This is a genomic window from Piscinibacter defluvii, from assembly GCF_004011805.1.
GTDB lineage: Bacteria > Pseudomonadota > Gammaproteobacteria > Burkholderiales > Burkholderiaceae_C > Piscinibacter > Piscinibacter defluvii.
Map to the genome: position 1 here is coordinate 45374 of NZ_RCHJ01000017.1, position 23348 is coordinate 68721.

A 23348-nucleotide genomic window follows, 5' to 3' on the forward strand; every position below is an offset into this window, starting at 1 on the left:
GATGCTGAAGATCGACGACCTGAAGGTGGTGCTCGACGCGGAGGTCGGGCTGGTGCGCGCGATCGACGGGCTCTCGCTCGCGATCCGCCGCGGCGAGACCTTCGCGCTGGTGGGCGAGTCCGGCTGCGGCAAGAGCATGACGGCGCTGGCGCTGATGCGCCTGCTGCCGGACAACGGCGGCGTGGCCGGCGGCCGGGTGCAGCTCGGCGAGCACGACCTGCTGGCACTGCCCGAGGCCTCGATGCGCGCGGTGCGCGGCGGGCGCATCGGCATGATCTTCCAGGAGCCGGCCACCAGCCTGAACCCGGTGATGCGCGTGGGCGACCAGATCGTCGAGGCGATCGAGGCACACACCGAGCTGCGCGGTGCCGCGGCGCGCGCCAAGGCGATCGAGTGGCTCGGCAAGGTCGGCATCCCCGAGCCCGAGCGGCGCATCGACGAATACCCGTTCCGCCTCTCGGGCGGCCAGAAGCAGCGCGTGATGATCGCGATGACGCTGGCCTGCGAGCCCGACTTCCTGATCGCCGACGAGCCGACCACCGCGCTCGACGTCACCATCCAGGCGCAGATCCTCGAGCTGCTGAAGCGGCTGCAGAAGGAGGAGGGCATGGGCCTGCTGCTGATCACGCACGACCTCGCGGTCGTGTCCGGCATGGCCCAGCAAGTGGCGCTGATGTATGCGGGCCAGATCGTCGAGCTGGCTTCGGCGCAGGAGTTCTTCGAGCGGCCGCGCCATCCCTATGCCCAGGCGCTGCTGCGTGCGCTGCCCGACTCGGCCAAGCGCGGCGAGGCGCTGACGGCCATCGCCGGCACCGTGCCGCCGCTGCACGAGGCCTTCACCGGCTGCCGCTTCGCGCCGCGCTGCCCGCGCGCCTGGGACGAGTGCCGCAGCACGCCGCCTGCGCTGCTGCCGGCCGGCGCGGCGCAGGTGCGCTGCCTGCTCTACCGCGGGGCGGACGCTGCCGCGGCGGCCGAGCCGGCCCCGGCGGCGATGCCGCTGCGCTACGAGGCGCCGCGCGCGGCCGGCGAAAGCCGGCCGCTGCTGCAGGTGAACGACCTGAAGGTGCGCTTCCCGATCCGGCGCGGCCTGCTGCAGCGCGAGCACGGCGCCTTCGTCGCGGTGGACGGCGTGTCCTTCGAGATCCCGTCCGGTCGCACGCTGGCGCTGGTGGGCGAGTCGGGCTGCGGCAAGACCACCACCGGCAAGGCCATCGTGCAGCTGCTGCGCCACCAGGCGCGCATCGACGGCCAGGCGCTGTTCGAGGGCCAGGACCTGTTCAAGCTGGAGGGCGAGGCGCTGCGCCAGGCGCGCCGCTCGGTGCAGATCGTGTTCCAGGACCCGTTCGGTTCGCTCGACCCGCGCATGCGCGTGTCCGACATCCTCGAGGAGGGGCTGCTCGCGCTGCGCCCCGAACTCGACGCGGCCCAGCGCCGCGAGCGGCTGCAGCGCCTGATCGAGCAGATCGGCCTGCGGCCCGACTGGCTGCAGCGCTACCCGCACGAGTTCTCCGGCGGGCAGCGCCAGCGCATCGCGATCGCGCGTGCGCTGGCGGTCGAACCGCGGCTGATCGTCTGCGACGAGCCGACCTCGGCACTGGACGTCTCGGTGCAGGCGCAGATCCTGAACCTGCTGCGCGACCTGCAGCGCGACACCGGGGTCTCGTACCTCTTCATCACGCACAACATCGGCGTGGTCGAGTACATCGCCGATCGCGTGGCGGTGATGCAGCGCGGCCGCATCGAGGAGCAGGGCAGCGTCGACGAGGTGCTGGGCGCGCCGCGCTCCGACTACACCCGCACGCTGCTCGCGGCGGTGCCGCGCATCTCCGCCTGAATCCGCCGCAGCCAAGCAAAAGGGCCGCCCCGGAGGGCGGCCCTGAACGGCTAGAAGCTCGTGCTCAGCGCAGGCGGATGGCCTCCGCCTCGCGGTCGGCGTTGCGCCGGTACATCAGGAGCAGGCCGAGCTCGCTGCTCTTGGACGCATCCACCATGGCGCTGCTCACCGGCAGCGACGCGGCGCGGAACGCGCCGACCTCGCCGAACGGATCACCCGCCAGCGAGAAGCGCGGCGCGCCCGGGGTGAAGCGCATGTTCTCGATCGCGTCGGTGTTCAGGCCGCTGAAGTAGTTGTCGAACACGTACACGCCGAACGAGAGCGTTCCGCCGGCCGGCAGGTCGATGCCGCCGGAGCCGACGTTCAGCGGGACCGTGAAGATCACGCTGCCCGAGTTCAGGTCGGCATCGGTGAAGAAGAACGCATCGGCCGGGCCGTCGTTCGAGCCGTCCGGCTTCAGCTTCTGCACCCAGGCGACGTTCTGGCCGCTGGACGCGAAGGCACCGAGTTCCGCGTTGTAGACCACGTACTCGGGCACACCGTCGCCGTTCGTGTCGACCGGGATGTCGAACTCCGCCGGGTAGTTCGGATGGGCGCGCCGGCCGTTGGTGCTGATCGCGAACTCGACGAGGTCGAACGGCAGGCCGGTCAGGTCGGCAGCCAGGTGCCGCACGCCGACCGAGCGCAGGTCGATCACCGCCTGATTCGACCCGGCACCCGGGATCTCGCTGCGCGGGATGCGCGGGCTCACGCCGGTGAGCGAGAACGCGTCGTACTCGCCGGCGTTGAAGGCCCAGTTGCGCAGCTTCAGCGAGGTGCCCTTGCGGCCCGACTCGACATCGGCCGACAGGTTGCCCGCCTTGCGCGGCAGCACGTGCCAGGGCACGGTGATCTTCTCGCTGCCGCTGGTCAGCGTCAGGTAGCCGTCGAACTCGTGCTCGTTCAGCAGCGCGCCGTCGCCGCCGCTGCCGCCGCCATCCAGCGCCCAGTCGGGCAGCTTGGTCGGATCGATCAGCAGCCGGACCTCGAGATCCTCGCGGTCGCGCGGGCCGACGCTGACGTACGGCCGCACCAGCACCTTGATGGCGCCGCTGGCCTGGTCGTTGGCGTAGCGGAAGCTCGGCGTGACCTTGAAGGTGCGCGCGTGGCGCGAGAAGTTCTCCAGCCGCAGCGTCTGCTCGACGATCATCGGCGCCGCAACCTCCTGCGCCCCGAACGATAGGCTGGCGGAGCGGGTCTCGCGGTTCCAGGCGATGACGGTCTGGTTCAGCGCACGGTCCACGCGCAACTCGCCGGCACCGATGCGGGTGATCGGCGCCAAGCCACCGGGCAGCAGGGCCGGGTTGGTGTAGACCACCGTCTCGGCCGTGTTCATCAGCATCGCCTTGAGTTGCTCGGGCGAGCGGGTCGGGTGCGCCTGGCGCAGCAGCGCCACCGCGCCGGCGACCATCGGCGCCGCCCCGGAGGTGCCGCCGAAGGCGGTCTCGCCGGTGCCGGTGCCGACCTCGGCCGACAGCGACGCGCCGGGCGCGCCGATCTCCGGCTTGATGGTCTGCCAGCTGTACGAGGGCCCGCGCGACGAGGTCGAGGCCATGCTGCCGATCAGCGGCACCGCCGAGGCGGGCGAGAACGACACGTTGACCGGCGCCGCCAGGTTGCCCTTGATGTCGTTGGACAGCGACTGCTGGATCACCAGGGTCGGCACGAAGTTGTCGCCGCCGCCGAACGAGAACGACACCGCGTCGCCGCCGGCCACCAGGCCGATCAGCACGCCGGTGGCGCCGGCGTCCGCAGCCACGTCGACCTTCAGGCTCACCGCACAGGCACCGCGGTCGATCAGCGCGATCTTGCCGGCCGGGCTGGCGAGCAGCGCATCACCCGGGCAGCCGCGGCCGATGTAGACCACGTCGCCGGTCACGCCGCCACCCACCGGGGCCCATTCGACCGTCGCGGTATTGGCGTACACACCGGCAATGGCCTCGGGCGAGTTCACCACCAGCGGGATCGCCACCGCACTCGGCACCTGGGTCTGCGCGACGCTGATCACGCCGGGCGTCGTGCCGGGCGAGCCGGTGATGTAGGGCCGGTCGCCGCTGTTGCCGGCGGAGGTGACCACCGCGACCCCCAGCTTCACGGCGTTGGCGGAGGCCAGGCTCAGGTCGTCCTCGACCTGCCCGTACGACTGGCCGAGCGACATGTTGATCACGTCGACCGCGTCGTCGGTCTCGCCGTCGCCGTTCGGGTCGAGCGCGAAGTCCATGCCCTGCAGCAGCGCGACGCCACTGCACGAGGTGGCCACCGCGCTGCAGACCTTCACCGCCACCAGCTTCGCGCCCGGCGCCACGCCCTTGTGCGCGCCGTCCGTGCTCTGGCCGGCGATGATGTCCGACACGTGCGTGCCGTGGCCCTCGAAGTCGATCGGGTCCTCGTCGGGCGCTTCCGGCGCGTTCGGCCAGGATTCGCCGACGAAGTCGTAGCCGTCCACCACCTTGGCGGTCGGGAACAGCCCGTCGCGGGTGGTGTTCTTCGGATCGCCAGTGCCGCCGCCGTAGGCCGCCTCGTAGGCCGCCTGCGTGCCCGCGCCGCCGAGGTTGCGGTGCGTGTAGTCGATGCCCGAGTCGAGCACCGCCACGGTGACGCCGCTGCCGTCGTAGCCGGCGGTCTGCACCTTGCTCGCGCCCACGTAGGGCACGGTCTCGGACAGGTCGAGCTGGTAGTTCACGACCGGTCGCACCTTGGAGACGCCGGGCAGCGCAGCGATGTTCTTCAGCTGCGCGGCGTCGACCCGCACCGCGATGGCGTTGTGCGCCACCTGCACCCGTGCGAGCTCCTTGGCGCCGAGCGACTGCAGCTGCGCGGCGAGGCCGGCCTGGGTGTCGCGCACGCGCTGGCGATGCGCCGACACGCCGCTGCGCAGCGCGCTGGCCGCCTGGGCGCTCTTGCGGTCGGTGAGGCCGGCCGCCTCGGCGAGCTGCGCCCGCTGCGCGGCCACCGAGTTCTGGTCCAGCGAGACCCAGACATTGACGCTGCCGCGCGCACTGCGCAGCCGGGCGTCGACCCGATCCGACACCACCTTGTCCGGCAGTGCCAGGCGCGTCATGCGCGCCGACGACGTGGGCGTGGCCCGGTTGGCGCCGTCACCGGCGTCGCCGGTCGAACCGCCGCCGCAGGCGACAAGCAGCCAAGCTGCCGCGCCCACCGCCAGCGGTGTGAAGAGTCTTCTCACGTGGACCTCCGTTGACTTATTGAGGGCAGCACCGATGAGTGCTGGCCGGCCAGCGGCGGGCGCGCGGAGCGTTCATCCCGGCGGCTTCATCCGCGACCGACCCGTGATCTTGATCACGCCATGTGTCGAGCGTCAACGGGGTTGTGACCTAGGCCAGTCGCAGCGCCCGCGCCCTAGGGGTGCGATCCCGCGCGTTGGGCGCGTTTGCTGCACGGCGGGGCCGGCACGCACCGTGGCGAGGCAGTTTCAGAGGGCCTGTTCGAATTGCCCGATCGCCTCGACGAGCAAGGTCAGTGCTGCGCGCTCCGTGGCGCTCAGGTGCGGGTTCCAGCAGTCCATGAGCAGCACGATGCGGGTCGCGTCGCTGCGGTTGCTGGCCTCGTGCAGGTAGGTGTCGTCGAACAGCAGCAGTTCGCCCTCGCGCCAGCGATGCGCGCCGATGTCCACCAGCCGGAGCTCGCAGTCCGGCGGCACCCGCAGCGGCAGGTGCATCACGAGGCGGATGTTGCTCACGCCGTGGTGCGGCATGATCGTCGTGTTCGGTGCCAGGTACGAGAAGCAGATCTCCGGCGCCTGGCCCGGCATGCGGAACAGGTCGAGCGACTCGAGCACCGCGCTGGTGACGGGGCAGCGGCGGTGGTTGTCGTCGAAGCGCTGGCCGCGGCGGAAGAAGAAGAAGGCGTCCCAGGCCGGCTTCTCCGACAGGCCGCCCAGGTATTCACCCATGCGCTCGCCGGGGTCGAAGTCGATGAAGCTCGGGATCGGCTCCCTGCTCTCGTGCAGCTCCAGGGCCTCGCGCCGGATGTCCGGGAACGCGTCGCGCAGGCGGGCTGCCCAGGGCACCAGGTACGGGTCGAGGAACGGCGTGTCCGGCAGGCCGGGGACCCACAGGAACTTGGGGCGCTGGCGCGGGTGCGGCGGCATCCCGGGCGGATCCTCGGTCATCACCCGCACGGCCTCGTCGATGCGTGCCAGCGCCGCGGCGCCGAACTCCGCGCGCAGCTGCGCCTGGGCCTGGTGCAGGAACTCCCGCCGGTGAAGGCGCGCCGACTCGGCCGCGCGCAGGCCGAGCTCGCGCATCGGGGCTGGCAGCGAAGGATCGGCCAGCCACTCGCGGAACCCGGCATCGCGGGCCGTGCCCTGGTGCCAGGCCCGGGCACAGCCGGCCTCGTCGCCCCGCAGGCGGCGCAGTTCGCCGAGCAGCAGCCAGGCGAAGCCCGTGTCCGGGTCGGCGCGCGGCGCCCTCGCCAGGCTGGTCTGCAGCACGGCCTGGGCCGGGCCCAGTTCGCCGGCCGCCCAGAGCATCCGCACCAGCTTGAGGGCCAGCCCCACCTGTGCCGGTGCGGCGGCATGGGCGCGCCCGAGCAGGGGCAGGGCGCGCTCCGGTTCGCCGCGTGCGGCCGCCAGGTCCGCCAGCAGCACCAGCACCGCCGGGTCGTCCGGGCGCATCTGCATGGCCCGCAGGCACAGCGACTCGGCCTGCAGAGACTGCCCGTCGGCCACCAGCGCGCGGGCGCGGTCCAGCAGGTCGTCGATGGGGGGCGGTTCGGTGCCGGTCATTCTGGAGGGTGCGCTGGGAGGGATTAGAGAACCTGGCCTAGGCCATTCGGCCCTCGCGTGGCGATCGCGCCACGCAGGGTTAGCCGCAGGATTAGCTACGGCACGTTACGTGCATATTACCGGCCACGTCATCGAGACAGGGTCGGGCTCACCTACCCGCCGTGCCCGGGCCGAGTCGATGTGACCGTTTTTTCAACTCTCCGAGGAGGACGAATGTTCAAGCGCACGAAAGTCAGCGCAGCCGCCGTCCTGGCCCTATCCGGGCTGGGCATCGGTCTCGGCCAGGCGCAGGCCCAGGTACAGTTGGACCGCGTAGAAATCACCGGCTCGTCCATCAAGCGCATCGACGCTGAAGGCGCTCTGCCGGTGCAGGTGTTCAAGCGGGAAGACATCGAACGCACCGGCGCCACCAACACGGTGGACCTGCTGCAGCGTCTGCCCGGCATCCAGGGCGGTACGTCCGAGGGCACCAGCGTCGGCGGCGGCGGAGCGGGCTTTGCCGGCGTCTCGATCCACAACGTCGGCGAGACGCGCACGCTCGTGCTGCTCAACGGACGGCGCCTCACGCAGTATGGCGGCCAGTCGCTCACCGGTTCGGCCGCGGCAGTCGACCTGAACACCATCCCGATCGCGGCCATCGACCGTGTCGAGATCCTGACCGACGGTGCGTCGGCCCTGTACGGCTCCGATGCGGTGGCCGGCGTGGTGAACTTCATCACCAAGAAGAACAGCCAGGAAGGCGATCTGACGGTCGGTGCGTCGATCCCGCAGGATGGCGGCGCGCAGGAATACCGTGTCAGCCTGACCAAGGGCTTCGGCGACGTCGACAAGGACGGCTTCAACTTCCTGATCTCCGCCAGCGCCGACAAGCGCACCAAGCTCGACGGCGTCGACCGCGACTTCTCGAAGTCCGGCGTGATCAATTTCCACCACAACGGCAACCGCTACCAGGCCTTCCTGGGCTCGCCGCGTGCCGTGCCGGCCAACGTGGCCGACAACGCCGGCGACCTGATCAACCCGTATTTCGAGGCGAACGGGTCGTGCGCGCCGGGCAACGTTGCGGTGGTCGCGAACGGCAAGACCGCGTGTTACTTCGACTTCGTGCGGCAGCTCGAGATCTACCCGGAGCGCGAGCGGCAGAACCTGATGCTCACCGGCGCGGTCAAGCTTGGCAACCACAAGCTGCATGCCGACCTCGTCTACTCGAAGACCAAGAACGTCGGCCGCATTGCGCCGCTGGCCGCCGACATCCTGATCGAGGAAGGCACGGCGCTGCACACCCAGTACCTGGTGCCGCTGGGCATCACCGGCGACGCGTTCGCCAACTGGCGCGGCGCGGACCTCGGCAAGCGCACCGACATCAACAAGTCGACCTTTGCCAGCGCGGTGGTGGGCCTCGAGGGCACGCTCGCCGGCTGGGACTACAAGACCGGGGTCTTCTACTCGGAGAACAAGTACAAGAACGACATCGCGGGCTACCCGGGCGGCCTTGCGCTGCGGCGGGAGCTGAACCGCGGCGTGGTCGATCCGTTCGTGCAGCCCGGCCAGCAGACGCAGGCCGGCCTGGACGCGCTGAACGCGATCAAGTTCTCGGGCTACTGGGACGGCGGCGACGCCAAGCTGAGCGGCGTGGACCTGAGCGTCTCGAAGGAGATCTTCAACTTGCCCGGCGGCGCAGCCGGGTTCGGTGCCGGCGTGCAGGCCTACAACGAGAAGTTCGCCGGCAAGCCGAGCCTGTTCGCGCAGGGCAAGCTGGCCGATCCGGTGACCGGGCGCGAGTGCGATCCGGCGGCGGTCTTCCCGTCACCTGACGCCTGCGACCAGCGTGCCGGCGACGAGGCCGCCATCGTGCCCTACGGCGCGGACCGCAACGTGGTCGGCGTGTTCGCCGAGATGGTGCTGCCGGTGACCAAGACGCTCGAGCTGACGGCCGGCGTCCGCTACGACGACTACGAGAAGGTCGGCAACACCACCAACGGCAAGCTGAGCTTCCGCTGGAATGCGGCCCAGGGGCTGCTGCTGCGCGGTTCGCTGGGTACCGGCTTCAAGGCACCGACCGTGCCGCAGCTGAACGCCTCGCCGCAGCCCTTCGGCGTGACCTCCGCACCGTACAGCTGCACGACCAACCCCGACCTGGCGACGGTGGCGGCCCAGCTCGGCGTGCAATGCCGGCCGGGCAACGTGCAGTACGACGTGATCGCCGGCGGCAATGCGAGCCTGCAGCCGGAGAAGTCCGAGCAGGGCACGCTGGGCATTCGCTTCGAGCCGTCGACCAACCTGTCGTTCGGCGCCGACCTGTGGCACGTGCAGGTCGAAGACGCAATCGGCCAGATCGCCGAGGAAGAGGCCTTCGCGAAGCCGCTGGTCTACAACACCTGGACCTCCAAGCGCGACAACTCGACCGGCATCACCTTCCTCGCCCTCAACCAGGGCAACGTGAACCTCGGCAAGGAGTTCTTCACCGGCATCGACTTCGACATCGTCGGTCGCACGGCCACCCCGCTCGGCCGACTGACCACCCAGCTGCTGGCGACTTACATGATCCGCGAGGACCGCCAGCTGATCCCCGACGGCGAGTACTTCAGCGCGATCGGCAACAACAGCCCGTCGCTCGGCTTCGTGAGCTTCCGCTGGCAAGGCCGCCTGTCCGCGCTGCTCGAGACCGGCAACTGGAAGCACAGCGCCGCGGTGAACTTCAAGTCGGGCTACAAGGACGCGGAGCTCGATGTCGAACTGCTCGGCCCGGGCGATACGCTGACCGGACAGTTCGCGACGGTGCAGCGCAATATCGGCCGCTACTTCACCTTCGACTGGCAGTCGCAGTGGAACATCAACAAGTGGCTGTCCGTCACGGGTGGCATCCTGAACGTGTTCGACCGCGATCCGCCGCTGTCGCTCAGCACCAGCGGCCTGAACAAGGGCCAGATGTTCGGCTACGACGATCGCTACTACGATCCGCGCGGCCGCACGTTCTACGCGAACGTCTCGCTCAAGTTCTGACACGGCGTTAACAAGGGGAACTGACCCCAACGTGCCCGCTGGCCACGAGCCGGCGGGCATTTTTGTTAACCTTGCCCGCTTCCGAACTGGAGATCCCAGGCCATGAATTTCGCCAAGCAGCAGCGGGACCCGAGGCGACACCTCGTCGGCTTCTCTGCTGTCGTCCTGTTTCACGGCTTCGTCGTCTACGCGCTCGTCACCGGGCTCGCGAAGAAGGTCGTCGAGGTGGTGCGTGCACCAATCGAGACCAAAGTCATCGAGGAGGTCAAGAAGCCGCCTCCGCCACCGGAGACGGTGGTGCCCCCGCCGCCCCGGCTGGAGGCCCCGCCGCCGCCCTTCATCCCGCCACCCGAGGTGCAGATCGCCACGCCGCCCCCGCCGGCACCGGCGATCACCGCGGTGACGCCCACGCCGCCGCCGGCGCCTGTGGTCATCGCGCCGGCTCCGCCGCCGGCCGCCCCGGCGCCGCCCGCGCCGCCGGCCCCCGCGCCGGCGGTGGTGTCGGCGGCGGTCGTCTGCTCGAACTACACCACCGTGATGGGCGACGCGAGCTTCCCGCGCGACGCCGCCCGTGCCGGCCTGGAGAAGGGCGAGGCGATGATCCAGTTCACCCTGTCGGCTGCCGGGGAGGTGAAGGACATCAAGGTCCTGAGCCAGTCGCACCCGGCATTCGGCCGCAACAGTGCCCGCATCGTGGGTGAATACAAGTGCCAGGGCCAGGGCCACGACGTCGTGGTCAAGGTGCCCTTCAGCTACAAGCTCCAGTGAGACCGGTCTCGTACCCCAGACCGTACCTCGCCACTTCATTTCTGATCACGCAGAAAGTCAGCAACATGTTCCTGCGCAAATCCATCACCGCCCTCGTCCTCACGCTGGCCGCCGCGCTGGCGCCGCAGTTCGCCGCCGCGCAGGCGGCCGACGCAGCCTCCGCCGCACCCGCGGCCGCGCCCGCCGAACCGGCACCTGCACCGATGCCGCCCGTGGCCACCACGGCCAAGGAGACCGTCGACAACCCGTACGGCCTGCAAGCGCTGTGGGCGCAGGGCGATTTCGTCGCCAAGGGCACGCTGGTGATCCTGGTCCTGATGAGCATGGGCAGCTGGTACATCCTCGTCACCAAGCTGTACGAGAGCCTGAAGATCAGCGGCGAGGCCAAGGCCGCGCGCGCCAGCTTCTTCAAGGCGGCCAGCCTGCAGGAGGGCGCCAAGAAGCTGAAGGAGGGCAGCGCGTTCCGCTTCATCGCCGAGACCGGCATCGACGCGGGCGAGCACCACGAGGGCGAGCTGACCGAGAACATCGACCGCAACACCTGGGTGACGATGAGCGTGCAGCGCTCGGTCGACGAGGTGCAGTCGCGCCTGCAGGACGGCCTGGCGTTCCTCGCGACGGTCGGCTCGACCGCGCCGTTCATCGGCCTGTTCGGTACCGTCTGGGGCATCTACCACGCGCTGACCGCGATCGGCATCGCCGGCCAGGCCTCGATCGACAAGGTGGCCGGCCCGGTGGGCGAGGCGCTGATCATGACGGCCATCGGCCTGGCGGTCGCCGTGCCGGCGGTGCTCGGCTACAACTGGCTGGTGCGCCGCAACAAGGTGACGCTGGACGCGGTGCGCGGCTTCGCCGCCGACCTGCACGGCGTGCTGATGGGCGCCAAGGCGACGCGCTGAAGCACCACCGAGGAGTGCCGACATGGCCATGACCATCGGTTCGAGCAGCGGGGAGGACGAGGTCGTCTCCGCGATCAACACCACGCCGCTCGTCGACGTGATGCTGGTGCTGCTGATCATCTTCCTGATCACGATCCCCGTGGTCACGCAGACGATCGCGATGAGCCTCCCGAAGGAGACCAACATCGCGCGCCAGACACGCCCCGAGAACATCGAGATCTCGGTCAACAAGGACGGCGACATCTTCTGGAACGCGATGCCGGTCGCCGACAGCGAGGCGCTGTTCCAGCGCCTCAAGGAGGTGGCGACCAAGACGCCGCAGCCGGAGATCCACATCCGCGGCGACGAGCACGCGCGCTACGAGTCGATCGGGCGCGTCGTGTTCGCGTGCCAGCGCGCGGCGATCGCCAAGATCAGCTTCGTGACGGAACCTCCGCCCAAGGGATAAGGACGAACGCGCATGGGAATGAACGTCGGCTCGGGCAGCGGCTCGAGCGAACCCGAGGTGATGCTGGACATCAACACCACGCCGCTGATCGACGTGATGCTGGTGCTGATCATCATGCTGATCATCACCATCCCGATCCAGCTGCACACCGTCAACCTGAACATGCCCGCGGGCAACCCGCCGCCGCCGACCAAGGAGCCGGTGGTCGTGACCATCGACATCGACTTCGACGGCACGGTGCTGTGGAACGGCGAGGCGCTGCCGGACAAGGCCACGCTGGAGGCGCGGCTCGCGCAGGCCGCCGCCGAACCCGACCAGCCCGAGGTGCACATCCGGCCCAACAAGCTGGTGGAGTACAAGTCGGTGGCGATGGTGCTGGCCTCGGCGCAGCGCCTGGGCGTGACCAAGCTCGGCATGGTCGGCAACGAACAGTTCGTCAAGTGAAGCGATGAAGCAACTGTCTTGGATCGCGCTGGCGGCCGCGCTGGCGCTGTCGCCGGCCGTGCGGGCCCAGGAGGCCCTGCGCCCGGACGTCGGCAAGCCGCTGCAGGCGGCGCAGGAGCTGATCAAGTCCGGCAAGTACAAGGAGGCGTTGGCCAAGGTGCGCGAGGCCGACTCGGTCGGCAACAAGAACGCCAACGAGAGCTTCATGATCGAGCGCATGCGCATCGCCGCGGCCTCGGGCGCAGGCGACCTCGACACGGCGGCCAAGTCGTTCGAGGTGCTGGCCGGCAGCGGCAAGGTCGCTCCGGCGGACAAGGCACGCATGGCCGAGTCGATCGCCGGCGGCTACTACCGCGCCAAGGACTACGCCAAGGCGATGCAGTGGTGCCAGCGCTACTTCAAGGAAGGCGGCACCAGCCCGGCCATCCGCACGCTGCTGATCCAGAGCCAGTACCTGTCGGGTGACTTCGCCGGCGCGGCGCGCGAACTCACCGCCGAGATCCAGGCCGCCGAGAAGTCGGGCACGCCGCCGGCGCAGGACCGGCTGAACCTGCTGCTGAACGCGGCCACGCAGCTGAAGGACCAGAACGCCACCGTGTTCGCGCTCGAGCGCCTGGTGACCTACTACCCGCGCAAGGAGTACTGGGTCGACCTGCTCAGCCGCATGCAGCGCAAGCCCGGTTTCAGCGACCGGCTGGTGCTCGATACCTACCGGCTGAGCCTGGCCACCGGCAGCATGAGTGCGGCGGCCGACTACATGGAGATGGGCCAGCTGGCGCTGCAGGCCGGCCACATGCTCGAGGCGAAGCAGGTGGTCGACAAGGGCTTTGCCGCCGGCATCCTCGGCCAGGGACCGGAAGGCGAGCGCCACAAGCGGCTGCGCGACCTGGTCGCCAAGAAGATCGACGAGGCCAAGGCCAGCGCGGCCACCGAGGAGAAGGAGGCGTTGGCGGCCAAGGACGGCAATGCGCTGGTGGCACTCGGCTTCGCGCAGGCGATGGGCGGCGACGCGGCCAAGGGCATCGCGCTGATGCAGCAGGGCATCGCCAAGGGCAGCCTGAAGCGCCCGGACGATGCCAAGCTGCATCTGGGCGTGGCGCAGGTGATGGCCGGCGATGCCAAGGCCCAGGCCACGCTGCGTGGTGTCGGCGGCGCCGACGGCACGGCCGATCTCGCGCGGCTGTGGAGCCTCTACGCGAAGCGCCGGTCCTGACGGGGCGGGGCAGGGAGGGCCGTCGCGACGACGGCCCTCGCGTCACTTGGGCGGCAGGCGGATCGCACCGTCCAGGCGGATCACCTCGCCGTTGAGCATGTCGTTCTCGATGATCGAGCGCACCAGCTTGGCGTAGTCCTGCGGCGTGCCCAGGCGGCTCGGAAACGGCACGCCGGCGGCGAGTGCGTCCTGCACCTCCTGCGGCATCGAGAACAGCATCGGCGTGCCGAAGATGCCCGGCGCGATCGTCATGTTGCGGATGCCGTTGCGCGCCAGGTCGCGTGCGATCGGCAGCGTCATGCCGACCACGCCACCCTTGGAGGCCGAATAGGCCGCCTGGCCGATCTGGCCGTCGTAGGCGGCCACGCTGGCGGTGGAGATCAGCACGCCGCGCTCGCCGGTGGGCTCGGGCGCGTTCTTCGCCATCGCCGTGGCGGCCAGGCGGATCATGTTGAAGCTGCCGATCAGGTTGACCGTCACGACCTTGCTGAACAGCGCCAGCGGGTGCGCGCCGTCCTTGCCGACGGTCTTGGCGGCCGGCGCGATGCCGGCGCAGTTCACCAGGCCCACCAGCTTGCCGAGGCCGACCGCGGCGTCCACCGCGGCCTGGGCATCGGCCTCCTGACTGACGTCGCAGCGGACGAACACGCCGCCGAGTTCCTTGGCCAGGGCCTCGCCCTTGTCGACCTGCAGGTCGGCGATGACCACCTTGCCGCCGGCACCGGCCAGCATGCGCGCGGTGCCTTCGCCGAGGCCCGAGGCACCACCGGTGACGAGGAAGACCTTGCCTGCGATGTCCATGAGCCCGGTCTCCTCAGCTCAGCGCGGCCAGCGCGCGCGCCGTGATCTCGTCGACGCCGCCGGTGCCGTCGATCTTGCGGTAGCGCGGGGCGTTTGCATCGCCCGTGGCGGCCCAGGCCGAGTAGTAGTCCACCAGCGGGCGGGTCTGGCTCTGGTACACCTGCAGCCGCTTGCGCACCGTCTCTTCCTTGTCGTCGTCGCGCTGGATCAGGTCCTCGCCGGTGACGTCGTCCTTGCCGGCGACCTTGGGCGGGTTGAACTTCACGTGGTAGGTGCGGCCCGAGGCCACGTGTACGCGGCGGCCGCTCATGCGCTCGATGATCGCGCTGTCGGGCACGTCGATCTCGAGCACCACGTCGAGCTTGACGCCGGCGCTCTTCATCGCCTCGGCCTGCGGGATGGTGCGCGGGAAGCCGTCGAACAGGAAGCCGCGTGCGCAGTCGGGCTGCACGATGCGCTCCTTCACGAGGCCGATGATGATGTCGTCGCTGACCAGGCCTCCGGCGTCCATCACCTTCTTCGCGGCGATGCCGAGTTCGGTGCCGGCCTTCACGGCGGCGCGCAGCATGTCACCGGTGGAGATCTGCGGGATGCCGAACTGCTTGCAGATGAACGCGGCCTGGGTGCCCTTGCCGGCGCCGGGTGCGCCCAAGAGGATGAGTCTCATCGGATTGCCTCGGTGGTCGTTGTCTCGTGCTTCCGGTCCATGCACGAGGGCGGCCGGCGCTGTCGCATCGAGAATAGCATGCGACCCCCTGCGCGAAACTGACGCCTTCCCGGAGGCGCCGGATGGGGTCAGCGCGCGAACAGGGCGCGCACGCGCTCGAGGTCCTCGGGGGTGTCCACGCCGGGCCCCGGGGCGGCATCGGCGACGTGCACCGCGATGCGTTCGCCATGCCACAGCACGCGCAGCTGCTCGAGCGATTCGAGCTGCTCGAGCGGCGCCGGCGGCAGGGTGGGGAAGCGGCGCAGGAAACCCGCACGATAGGCATACAGGCCGATGTGGCGCAGCGGCGCGGGCGACTGCAGCGCGGGCGCACCGGACGCGCGACCGTCGCGCCACCACGGGATCGGCGCGCGCGAGAAGTACAGCGCGCGGCCGGCCGCGTCGAGCACCACCTTGACGACGTTCGGGTTGTCGAGTTCGCCGCGCACGGCGATCGGGTGGGCGGCCGTGCTCATCACGCAGTCGCCGCGCTGCAGCAGCGCAGCGGCGCAGGCGTCGACCAGCGCCGGGTCGATCAGCGGCTCGTCGCCCTGCACGTTGACGACCAGGTCGTCGCCGTCGAGGCCGAGCAGCATGCAGGCCTCGGCCAGACGGTCGCTGCCGGTGGCATGGTCGCGCCGCGTGATGACCGCGCGCACGCCGTGCACCTCGCAGGCCGCGACGATGGATGCATCGTCGGCCGCCACCACCACCGCCTGCGCCGACGACTGCGCGGCCCGCTGCGCGACACGCACGATCATCGGTACGCCGGCGATGTCGGCCAGCGGCTTGTTCGGCAGGCGGGTCGACGCGAGCCGCGCGGGCAGCAGGACGGTGAAGCGCATCAGGCGCCGCGGCCTTCGCTCTCGGCCAGCGGACGGGCTTCGGACTCGAGCATCGCCGGGATGCCGTCGCGCACCGGAAAGGCCAGCCGGTCGGCGTGGCAGACGAGTTCCTGCGCCTCGTGCTGCGGCGGGCGGCGATGTTCCAGCGGGCCCTTGCAGATCGGGCACACGAGCAATTCGAGCAGGCGGGTTTCCATCGTCGTCAGGGGCGGCGCGGCAGCAGGGCCAGCAGGGCGGCCGCGGCCGCGGGATCGAGCGCGAAGTCTAACGCCGCGACCCAGACGCGCGTCGTCGCGCAGCGCTCGGGGCGCAGCTTGACCGCGTCCTTTTCGGTCAGCACCACCTCGGGCGTGCCGGCGGGCCAGGGCAGCTCGGCGAAGTCGTGGTGGTCGGGCAGGGGCCGCTCGTCGATCGCCAGGCCGGCCGTGTGCAGCATCCCGAAGAAGCGCTGCGGCCGCGCGATGCCGGCGACGGCGACCAGGCGGCGCCCGCGCAGCGTGTCCAGCGGCAGCCAGGCGCGGCTGCCGGCCCACCAGTGCGCCAGCGGCAGCACGCCGCCGAGCGCCCGCCGCACCACCCAGCCGGGCCAGGGCGTGCTGGGCGCAGCGGCGTTGTAGACCACCACGCTGCGCGGCGGCGGGGCCGGGTCGAAGGGCTCGCGCAGCGGGCCGGCGGGCAGCAGCCAGCCGTTGCCGATGCCGCGTTCGTCGAACACGATCAGCTGCGCGTCGCGCGGCAGGCGGCGGTGCTGCAGGCCGTCGTCGCTGACGATCACGTCGACCGCCGGATGCCGCTCACGCAGCAGGCGCGCCGCCGCGACGCGGTCGCGCCCGACGACCACCGGCACCCGGCCGCGCCGGTGCAGGAGCAGCGGCTCGTCGCCGCAGCGGCGCGGGTCCGTGTGTTCGCCCACCTCGAGCAGGTCGTCGGTGTCGCGGCCGTAGCCGCGCGACACGACGCCGGGCCTCCAGCCCTGCTGCTGCAGCAGCGCGAGCAGCGCCAGCACCGTGGGTGTCTTGCCGGCGCCGCCGACGATCAGGTTGCCGACCACGATCACCGGCACGTCGAGCGTGGCGGCGGCGTGCCGGCGCCGTGCCAGCGCCTGCAGCAGCCGGTACAGCAGGCTCAGCGGCCACAGCAGGCAGGCCAGCGCGCCGCGCGACAGCCACGCCTGCTGCAGGCGGCGTGCCGCGCCGTCCACGGCGCTCAGCGGCCTTCGCCGCCGGACTGGGTCGCGAAGGTCAGGCGGGCCAGGCCGGCCCGGCGCGCCGCATCCATGACATTGACCACGCTCTGGTGCGCCGCGGTGGCATCGGCCGAGACGATCACCACCAGGTCGGTCGATCCGGCGGCCACCGCGGAGAGCTCGGCGGCCAGCAGTTCGACGCTGCGTCCGTCCACCGGCTTGCGGTTGACCACGTAGCGCCCGTCCGCGCTGACCGCCACGATGATCTCGCGCGGGCGCTCGCGCAGCTTCTCGGCCTCGGCCACCGGCAGCGTCACCTGCAGTTCGGTGAACTTCGAGTAGGTGGTCGAGAGCATCAGGAAGATCAGGATCACCAGCAGCACGTCGATGAAGGGGATCAGGTTGATCTCCGGTTCCTCGGGGCGCGGCTTGCGGAAGTTCAGCGACATGTCAGTGGCGCCCGCGGCCGCCCGAAGCCACTGACGCGCCCCCGCGGGGGGGCAGCGAACGAAGCGAGCGTGGGGGTTTCATCGTTCAGGCGCCGCTGCGCGGGGTGACGAAGCGCATCAGGTGCGGCACCAGGCGGTTCGCGGCCTGTTCCAGGTCCAGCGTGTACTGGTCCACCAGGCCGCGGAAGTAGCGGTAGAAGATCAGCGCCGGGATCGCCACGATCAGGCCGAAGGCGGTGTTGTACAGCGCGATCGAGATGCCGTGCGCCAGCATCGCCGGGTTGCTGCCGGTGGTGGGCGACTGCGAGGCGAAGATCTCGATCATGCCGATCACCGTGCCCAGCAGCCCCAGGTAGGGCGAGGCGGAGGCGATGGTGCCCAGCGTGTTCAGGTAACGCTCGAGCTTGTGCACCGCCGCGCGGCCGGCCGACTCGAAGGCGCCGCGCAGGCTGTCCTCGGTGATGCGCGGGTCGGCGATCACCGCACGCAGCCCGCTGGCCAGCACGCGCCCGAGGATGGAGTTGTCGGCCAGCTTGTTCACCACGTCGGCCGAGGGCAGGCTGGCGCGGGTCACGGACATCACCTCGTCGAGCAGCCGCGGCGGCATCACGCGCGCCGACCGGAGGCTGGAGAAGCGCTCGATGACGAGCGCCAGGGCGATGATGGAGCAGATGATCAGCGGCCAGATCGGCCAGCCGGCGGCTTGTATGATCGACAGCAAGCGAGCCCTTTCGGCGACGAGCGGTGCGCGGGACGCGCGATTATGGACCAAGGGTTCGACCGCTCCAGCAGGCTCGGCGCCAGCGTCTTTGCCCCGTGCGCGGGCGGCCGTGCCGGATCCGGATCGACAATTCACCGCTTGTGTGGATAACTTTGTGGGCAACCCTGTGTCTCGCACCGCCTGATCGTGTCCTGGCGCCGTGCCGGCTGGATTGCTGAAATTTTGGGCAGCAAATAATCCATGCAGATCAATGACTTGCACGAAAGTGACAGTACGATGACCATGCCCTTGGCCCGCCAGGCCTTGTGGCGCGTGCTTGTGGAGTTCTCGATCCGCGCCGTTGCTGGCCCGGCGCATGGTTGATCCCGCGGAAGCCCGTTCCGGCGCGCTCGTCTGGAGCGTCGCCGGGCTCGTGCAGGCCATCGCCGACACGCTGGGCGCACGCTTCGCCGCCTGCGGCGTGCGCGGCGAGATCGCCAGCTTCTCGCGCGCGGCCAGCGGCCATTGCTACTTCAGCCTGAAGGACGCCGACGGCGCCGCCGCGCTGATCCGCTGCGCGATGTTCCGCCGCGCCGCCGGGCTGCTCGACTTCGTGCCGGGCGAAGGCCAGCTGGTCGAACTGCGCGGGCGTCTCGCCGTGTACGAGCCGCGCGGCGAACTGCAGTTTGTCGTCGAATCCATGCAGCGGGCCGGTGCCGGTGCGCTGTACGAGCAGTTCCTGCGTCTGCAGGCGCGCCTGGCGGCCGAAGGCCTGTTCGACCCGGTGCGCAAGCGGCCGATCGCGGCGTTCCCGCACCGCCTCGGCGTCGTCACCTCGCTCGCCGCCGCGGCCTTGCGCGACGTGCTCACCACCCTGGCCCGGCGCAGCCCGCAGGTCGAGGTGATCGTCTACCCGAGCCCGGTGCAGGGCGCCGACGCGCCGGCCGCGCTGGTGCAGGCGCTGGAGACCGCAGGCCGGCGCGCCGAGGTCGACACGCTGATCCTGTGCCGCGGCGGTGGCTCGCTGGAAGACCTGTGGGCCTTCAACGACGAGCGCGTGGTACGCGCGGTGGCGGCCTCGCCGATCCCGCTGGTGTGCGGCGTCGGCCACGAGACCGACGTGACGCTGGCGGACCTCGCCGCCGACCTGCGCGCCCCCACGCCCACCGCGGCGGCCGAGCTGGCGGCGCCCGAGGCCGCCGCCTGCCGCGAGCAACTCGGCATGCTGGCGCGCCGCGCGCAGCGCCGCGTGCGCAGCCAGCTCGACCTGCAGGCACAGCGGCTCGACACGCTGGCGCTGCGTCTGGCGCGCCCGGCCGAGGGACTGCGCCGCCGCGAGGCCGAACTGGTGCTGCTGGGCACACGCCTGGCCCGCGCGGCGCGGCGTGTGCTGGAACGCTCCGACGACCGCCTCCAGCAGCTCGGCGCACGCCTGGCGCGGGCCGGCGGCGTGTTGCGCCGGACCGAGGCGCAGCGCCTGGCCGCGCTGGACGACCGGCTGCGAGCGCTCGACCCGCAGCATGTGCTGGAGCGCGGCTACGCCTGGCTGGCCGACGCGCAGGGTCGCGTGGTCGGCTCGGTTGCACGCCTGGCACCGGGTGACGCGCTGGAGGCCACGCTCGCCGACGGCCACGCGACGCTGCAGGTCGAGGCCATCCGGCGCGGACGGGAGTGAGGCCGGCAGGGCGATGCGCCCCTGCCTACAATGGTCCGGTCCGTCCCCCGAACAATCCCACACCAAGAGGATCCGCATGGAACACGTTCTTCCCCCGCTGCCCTACGCCATCGATGCGCTCGCTCCGCACCTGAGCAAGGAGACGCTGGAGTTTCACCACGGCAAGCACCACAACGCCTACGTGGTGAACCTGAACAACCTGCAGAAGGGCACCGAGTTCGAGAGCCTGTCGCTCGAGGAGATCGTCAAGAAGTCCTCCGGCGGCATCTACAACAACGCCGCGCAGATCTGGAACCACACCTTCTTCTGGAGCTGCATGAAGCCCGCCGGCGGCGGCGAGCCCAAGGGCGCGCTGGCTGCGGCGATCAATGCCAAGTGGGGCAGCTACGCCGCCTTCAAGGAGGCGTTCACGAAGAGCGCGGTGGGCAACTTCGGCTCGGGCTGGACCTGGCTGGTGAAGAAGGCCGACGGCAGCGTCGACATCGTCAACATGGGTGCCGCCGGCACGCCGCTGACCACCGGCGACAAGCCGCTGCTGACCATCGACGTGTGGGAGCATGCCTACTACATCGACTACCGCAACCTGCGCCCGAAGTTCGTCGAGACCTTCCTGAACGCGCTGGTCAACTGGGAGTTCGCCGAGAAGAACTTCGGCTGAACCCGGCTCCCGTCGCTGCAGGCCGGCCTCGCGCCGGCCTGTTTTCGTTCAGGGCCGGAACGGCGCGCCGCTGATCTTCGTGCCGGGCTTGATGCCGCGCTTGTCGAACCAGCCCTGGTTCATCTCGAGCGCGAAGCGCACCGGCTTCTTCGAGCAGTGCGACTCGAGCGACTGCGCCTTCATCTCCTCGATGTTGACGATCGTGCCGTCGTCGGCGAGGAAGGCGATGGACAGCGGCAGCAGCGTGTTCTTCATCCAGAAGCACTGCTGGGCCGGCGCCTCGAAGGCGAACAGCATGCCGCCGTTGGGCGGCAGGCTCGGGCGGTTCATGAGGCCGATCTGGCGCTGCAGGGGCGTCTGCGCCACTTCCGCCTCGATCAGGTGAAATCCGGCGGTCAGGCGGATCGCCGGCAGCTGCTGCGGCCCTTCCTGCGCGGCGCCGGGCCGCGGGGCCAGACCGGCCACCAGGGCGGCGGCGATGGCGTACTTGATGATTGTCATTTTCAGGCTCGGGCTGAGCGCGTAGATTACCCGGGTGTCTTTCGCCACGCTCCCCAACGCGCCACTGCAGGTTCTCGACGACCCGCTCGAGCAGGCCCGCTTCACCACCTGGCACGACACCCCGGGCGGCGAGCGCGAAGCCACCTCGCGTTTTCGCGTCTCCGGCCTGCACTGCGGGGCCTGCGCCGGCCTGATCGAGGCGGCGCTGAGGCAGGTCGACGGCGTGCTCGACGCCCGGGTGCAGTCCGCCGCCGAACTCGCCGAGGTGCGCTGGGACCCGCGCCGCACCCGGCCGTCGGCGCTGGTGGCGGCCGTGCAGGCCGCCGGCTACGGCGCCTTGCCCGATGCGGCGGCCGGCGCGCGCGAACTGCGCCGCAGCGAGCAGCGGCGGGCCTTGTGGCGCCTGGCCGTGGCCGGCCTGTGCATGATGCAGGTGATGATGTATGCCACGCCGGCCTACGTGGCCGCGCCGGGCGACATCTCCGCCGACGCGCTGCGCCTGCTGCAATGGGCCAGCTGGCTGCTCAGCCTGCCGGTGCTGCTGTTCTCGTCGGGGCCGTTCTTCGCCGGTGCCTGGCGCGCGCTGCGCCAGCGCCGGCTCGGCATGGACGTGCCGGTGGCGCTGGGCATCGCGGTCACCTTCGTGGCCAGCAGCGGGGCCACCTTCGACCCGGGCGGTCCGTTCGGCCACGAGGTCTACTTCGACTCGCTGACCATGTTCGTGTTCTTCCTGCTGGCCGGGCGCTGGCTGGAGGTGCGCGCGCGGCACCGCGTGGCCGACCTGCTGGAGCAGGGCGCCGCGGCACTGCCGGACATGGCGCAGCGGCTGCGCCCGGACGGCAGCGTCGAGTCCGTCTCCCTCGGTCGCCTGCAGCCGGGCGACCGGGTGCGGGTGCTGGCCGGCCAGGTGCTGCCGGCCGACGGTGAACTGCTCGAGGGCCGCGCGCTGGTCGACGAGGCGCTGCTGACCGGCGAATCGACCCCGCTGCCCAAGCGGCCGGGCGACGAACTGGTGGCCGGCAGCACCAACCTGCAGGGCCCGCTGCTGATGCGTGTGCTGCGTGTCGGCGAGGACACGCGGCAGGCCGACATCGTGCGCCTGATGCGCAGCGCGCTGACGCAGCGTCCGCGCATCGTGCAGCAGGCCGAGCGCATCGCCGGGCCGTTCCTCTGGGGCGTGCTGCTGCTCGCTGCGCTGGCGGCGGCGGGCTGGTCGCTGGTCGAGCCGGACCGTGCGGTCTGGGTCGCGGTGTCGGTGCTGATCGTCACCTGTCCTTGTGCGCTCTCGCTCGCGGCGCCCTCTGCGCTGCTGGCCGCCGCCGGCGGGCTGGCGCGGCGCGGCCTGCTGCTGCAGCGCCTGGAGGCGCTCGAAGCGCTGGCCGGCATCGACACGGTGATGCTGGACAAGACCGGCACGCTGACCGAGGACCGGCTCGAGATCGCCGCGGAGCGCCTGCTCGACGGCGACGCGGAACCGGCCGACACGACGCGCCTGGCCGGGTCGCTCGCCAGCCTGTCGACCCACCCGGCCGCACGCGCACTGGCGGCACATGCCGGTGGCGCGGTCGTGGACTGGCGCGAGGTGGAGGAACTGCCCGGCGCCGGACTGCAGGCGCGCGATGCGCAGGGGCGCCTGTGGCGGCTCGGACGCCGCGCCTGGGTCGATGCCTCGCAGGCCGAGGCGGGCGGCAGCGCGATCTGGTTCGGATGCAACGGGCGCGCGCGGGCGGTGTTCGAGTTGCGCGAGTCGCTGCGCGCCGATGCGGCCGAGACCGTGCAGCGCCTGCAGGCCGAGGGCCTGCAGGTGATGCTGCTGTCGGGCGACACCCCGGCGCGTGCGCAGGAGCTGGCGCGGCGCCTGGGCATCACCCGCGTCGAAGGCGGCGCGAGCCCGGCCGACAAGCTGGCCGCGCTGGCGGCAGCGCAGCAGCGCGGCGCGCGCGTGGCGATGGTCGGCGACGGCATCAACGATGCCCCGGTGCTGGCCCGTGCCGACGTGTCCTTCGCCTTCGCGCATGGCGCCGCGGTGGCGCGGGCCCAGGCCGACCTGATCGTGCTCGGCACGCGCCTCGGCGGCCTGACCGAGGCGCGCGACCAGGCGCGCCGCACGCTGCGCGTGATCCGGCAGAACCTGGCCTGGGCGGCGCTCTACAACGCGGCCTGCGTGCCGCTCGCCCTGGTCGGCTGGCTGCCGCCCTGGGCCGCGGGGCTGGGCATGGCGGCGAGTTCGCTGGCGGTGGTGGGCAATGCGCTGCGCCTGTCGCGCGTGAGGACCCAGGGCTGAGCGATGGACATCCTGTACCTGCTGATCCCGCTGTCGGTGGTGCTCGTGTTCCTGATCATCGGCGTGTTCGCCTGGGCGGTGAACTCGGGCCAGTTCGATGACCTGGAGCGCGAGGGCGAACGCATCCTCGAGCCGGAGCGTCCCGGTGAGT

The 23348-nt window shown here is 70.9% G+C and carries 21 protein-coding genes and 1 pseudogene; 12 read left to right on the forward strand and 10 right to left on the reverse strand.

What is annotated here, in order from left to right; translation table 11 throughout:
• Position 1 precedes the first annotated feature (1 nt).
• A complete protein-coding gene (locus D9C15_RS24785; protein WP_128001169.1) occupies positions 2–1834 on the forward strand; it encodes an ABC transporter ATP-binding protein in 1833 nt (610 codons plus the stop codon).
• 64 nt (positions 1835–1898) lie between these two features.
• Here the strand turns inward: D9C15_RS24785 and D9C15_RS24790 are convergent, their stop codons facing one another.
• Positions 1899–5060, reverse strand: a complete 3162-nt coding sequence (locus tag D9C15_RS24790) for a S8 family peptidase (protein ID WP_128001171.1) — start codon at positions 5058–5060, stop codon at positions 1899–1901.
• Between the two features lie 246 nt (positions 5061–5306).
• Positions 5307–6620, reverse strand: a complete 1314-nt coding sequence (locus D9C15_RS24795) for an aspartyl/asparaginyl beta-hydroxylase domain-containing protein (RefSeq protein ID WP_128001173.1) — start codon at positions 6618–6620, stop codon at positions 5307–5309.
• A gap of 213 nt (positions 6621–6833) precedes the next feature.
• On the opposite strand from D9C15_RS24795, the gene D9C15_RS24800 reads away from it, so the two are divergent.
• From D9C15_RS24800 to D9C15_RS24825, 6 genes are all read left to right on the forward strand, one after another.
• On the forward strand, positions 6834–9620 hold the full coding sequence (locus D9C15_RS24800; RefSeq protein WP_128001175.1) for a TonB-dependent receptor domain-containing protein: 2787 nt from the start codon (positions 6834–6836) through the stop codon (positions 9618–9620).
• Between the two features lie 102 nt (positions 9621–9722).
• Positions 9723–10388, forward strand: coding sequence for an energy transducer TonB (locus D9C15_RS34515; protein ID WP_128001177.1), 666 nt, complete (start codon positions 9723–9725; stop codon positions 10386–10388).
• Positions 10389–10453: 65 nt separating this feature from the next.
• Positions 10454–11287: a MotA/TolQ/ExbB proton channel family protein gene (locus D9C15_RS24810; protein ID WP_128001179.1), complete on the forward strand. Its 834-nt coding sequence runs from the start codon at positions 10454–10456 to the stop codon at positions 11285–11287.
• Positions 11288–11309: 22 nt separating this feature from the next.
• Entirely contained in the window at positions 11310–11735 is a 426-nt protein-coding gene (locus D9C15_RS24815; RefSeq protein ID WP_128001181.1) for an ExbD/TolR family protein, read from the forward strand.
• 12 nt (positions 11736–11747) lie between these two features.
• The gene (locus tag D9C15_RS24820) at positions 11748–12179 is read left to right on the forward strand and encodes an ExbD/TolR family protein (protein ID WP_205854894.1); all 432 of its coding nucleotides are present in this window, start codon (positions 11748–11750) and stop codon (positions 12177–12179) included.
• A 4-nt stretch (positions 12180–12183) separates the two neighbouring features.
• Positions 12184–13392, forward strand: coding sequence for a hypothetical protein (locus D9C15_RS24825; RefSeq protein ID WP_128001183.1), 1209 nt, complete (start codon positions 12184–12186; stop codon positions 13390–13392).
• A 42-nt stretch (positions 13393–13434) separates the two neighbouring features.
• Here D9C15_RS24825 and D9C15_RS24830 read toward each other — a convergent pair whose 3' ends face one another.
• The 7 genes from D9C15_RS24830 to D9C15_RS24860 form a co-directional block, all read right to left on the reverse strand.
• The gene (locus tag D9C15_RS24830; protein ID WP_128001185.1) at positions 13435–14193 is read right to left on the reverse strand and encodes a 3-hydroxyacyl-CoA dehydrogenase; all 759 of its coding nucleotides are present in this window, start codon (positions 14191–14193) and stop codon (positions 13435–13437) included.
• A gap of 13 nt (positions 14194–14206) precedes the next feature.
• Positions 14207–14860: an adenylate kinase gene (gene adk, locus D9C15_RS24835; RefSeq protein ID WP_128001187.1), complete on the reverse strand. Its 654-nt coding sequence runs from the start codon at positions 14858–14860 to the stop codon at positions 14207–14209.
• Positions 14861–14988: 128 nt separating this feature from the next.
• Complete coding sequence (kdsB, locus tag D9C15_RS24840) at positions 14989–15744, reverse strand: 3-deoxy-manno-octulosonate cytidylyltransferase (RefSeq protein ID WP_128001189.1); 756 nt, start codon at positions 15742–15744, stop codon at positions 14989–14991.
• Positions 15744–15941 carry a Trm112 family protein gene (locus tag D9C15_RS24845; protein ID WP_128001191.1) on the reverse strand — a complete coding sequence of 66 codons (198 nt, stop codon included), beginning with the start codon at positions 15939–15941 and terminating at the stop codon, positions 15744–15746. The genes kdsB and D9C15_RS24845 overlap by 1 nt, the downstream gene beginning before the upstream one ends.
• 5 nt (positions 15942–15946) lie before the next feature.
• Positions 15947–16945, reverse strand: a complete 999-nt coding sequence (gene lpxK, locus D9C15_RS24850; RefSeq protein WP_240668585.1) for a tetraacyldisaccharide 4'-kinase — start codon at positions 16943–16945, stop codon at positions 15947–15949.
• Between the two features lie 5 nt (positions 16946–16950).
• Positions 16951–17373: an ExbD/TolR family protein gene (locus D9C15_RS24855; RefSeq protein WP_128001330.1), complete on the reverse strand. Its 423-nt coding sequence runs from the start codon at positions 17371–17373 to the stop codon at positions 16951–16953.
• Positions 17374–17464: 91 nt separating this feature from the next.
• Positions 17465–18100 carry a MotA/TolQ/ExbB proton channel family protein gene (locus tag D9C15_RS24860; protein ID WP_128001195.1) on the reverse strand — a complete coding sequence of 212 codons (636 nt, stop codon included), beginning with the start codon at positions 18098–18100 and terminating at the stop codon, positions 17465–17467.
• A gap of 240 nt (positions 18101–18340) precedes the next feature.
• Between D9C15_RS24860 and D9C15_RS34385 the strand changes: the two genes are divergently transcribed.
• The 3 genes from D9C15_RS34385 (at position 18341) to D9C15_RS24870 (ending at position 20412) form a co-directional block, all read left to right on the forward strand.
• Positions 18341–18463, forward strand: coding sequence for a hypothetical protein (locus D9C15_RS34385; protein WP_259372614.1), 123 nt, complete (start codon positions 18341–18343; stop codon positions 18461–18463).
• A complete protein-coding gene (xseA, locus tag D9C15_RS24865) occupies positions 18456–19754 on the forward strand; it encodes an exodeoxyribonuclease VII large subunit (RefSeq protein ID WP_128001197.1) in 1299 nt (432 codons plus the stop codon). The genes D9C15_RS34385 and xseA overlap by 8 nt, the downstream gene beginning before the upstream one ends.
• 76 nt (positions 19755–19830) lie before the next feature.
• Entirely contained in the window at positions 19831–20412 is a 582-nt protein-coding gene (locus D9C15_RS24870) for a superoxide dismutase (protein WP_128001199.1), read from the forward strand.
• A gap of 48 nt (positions 20413–20460) precedes the next feature.
• Here the strand turns inward: D9C15_RS24870 and D9C15_RS24875 are convergent, their stop codons facing one another.
• The gene (locus tag D9C15_RS24875) at positions 20461–20913 is read right to left on the reverse strand and encodes a DUF192 domain-containing protein (RefSeq protein ID WP_128001201.1); all 453 of its coding nucleotides are present in this window, start codon (positions 20911–20913) and stop codon (positions 20461–20463) included.
• A 34-nt stretch (positions 20914–20947) separates the two neighbouring features.
• Here D9C15_RS24875 and D9C15_RS24880 point away from each other — a divergent pair, with 34 nt between their 5' ends.
• Together D9C15_RS24880 and ccoS are read left to right on the forward strand one after the other, a co-directional pair.
• A complete protein-coding gene (locus tag D9C15_RS24880) occupies positions 20948–23197 on the forward strand; it encodes a heavy metal translocating P-type ATPase (RefSeq protein ID WP_240668586.1) in 2250 nt (749 codons plus the stop codon).
• 3 nt (positions 23198–23200) lie between these two features.
• Positions 23201–23335: pseudogene (gene ccoS / locus D9C15_RS24885) on the forward strand (cbb3-type cytochrome oxidase assembly protein CcoS); the annotation flags it as partial.
• Positions 23336–23348: the final 13 nt, after the last annotated feature.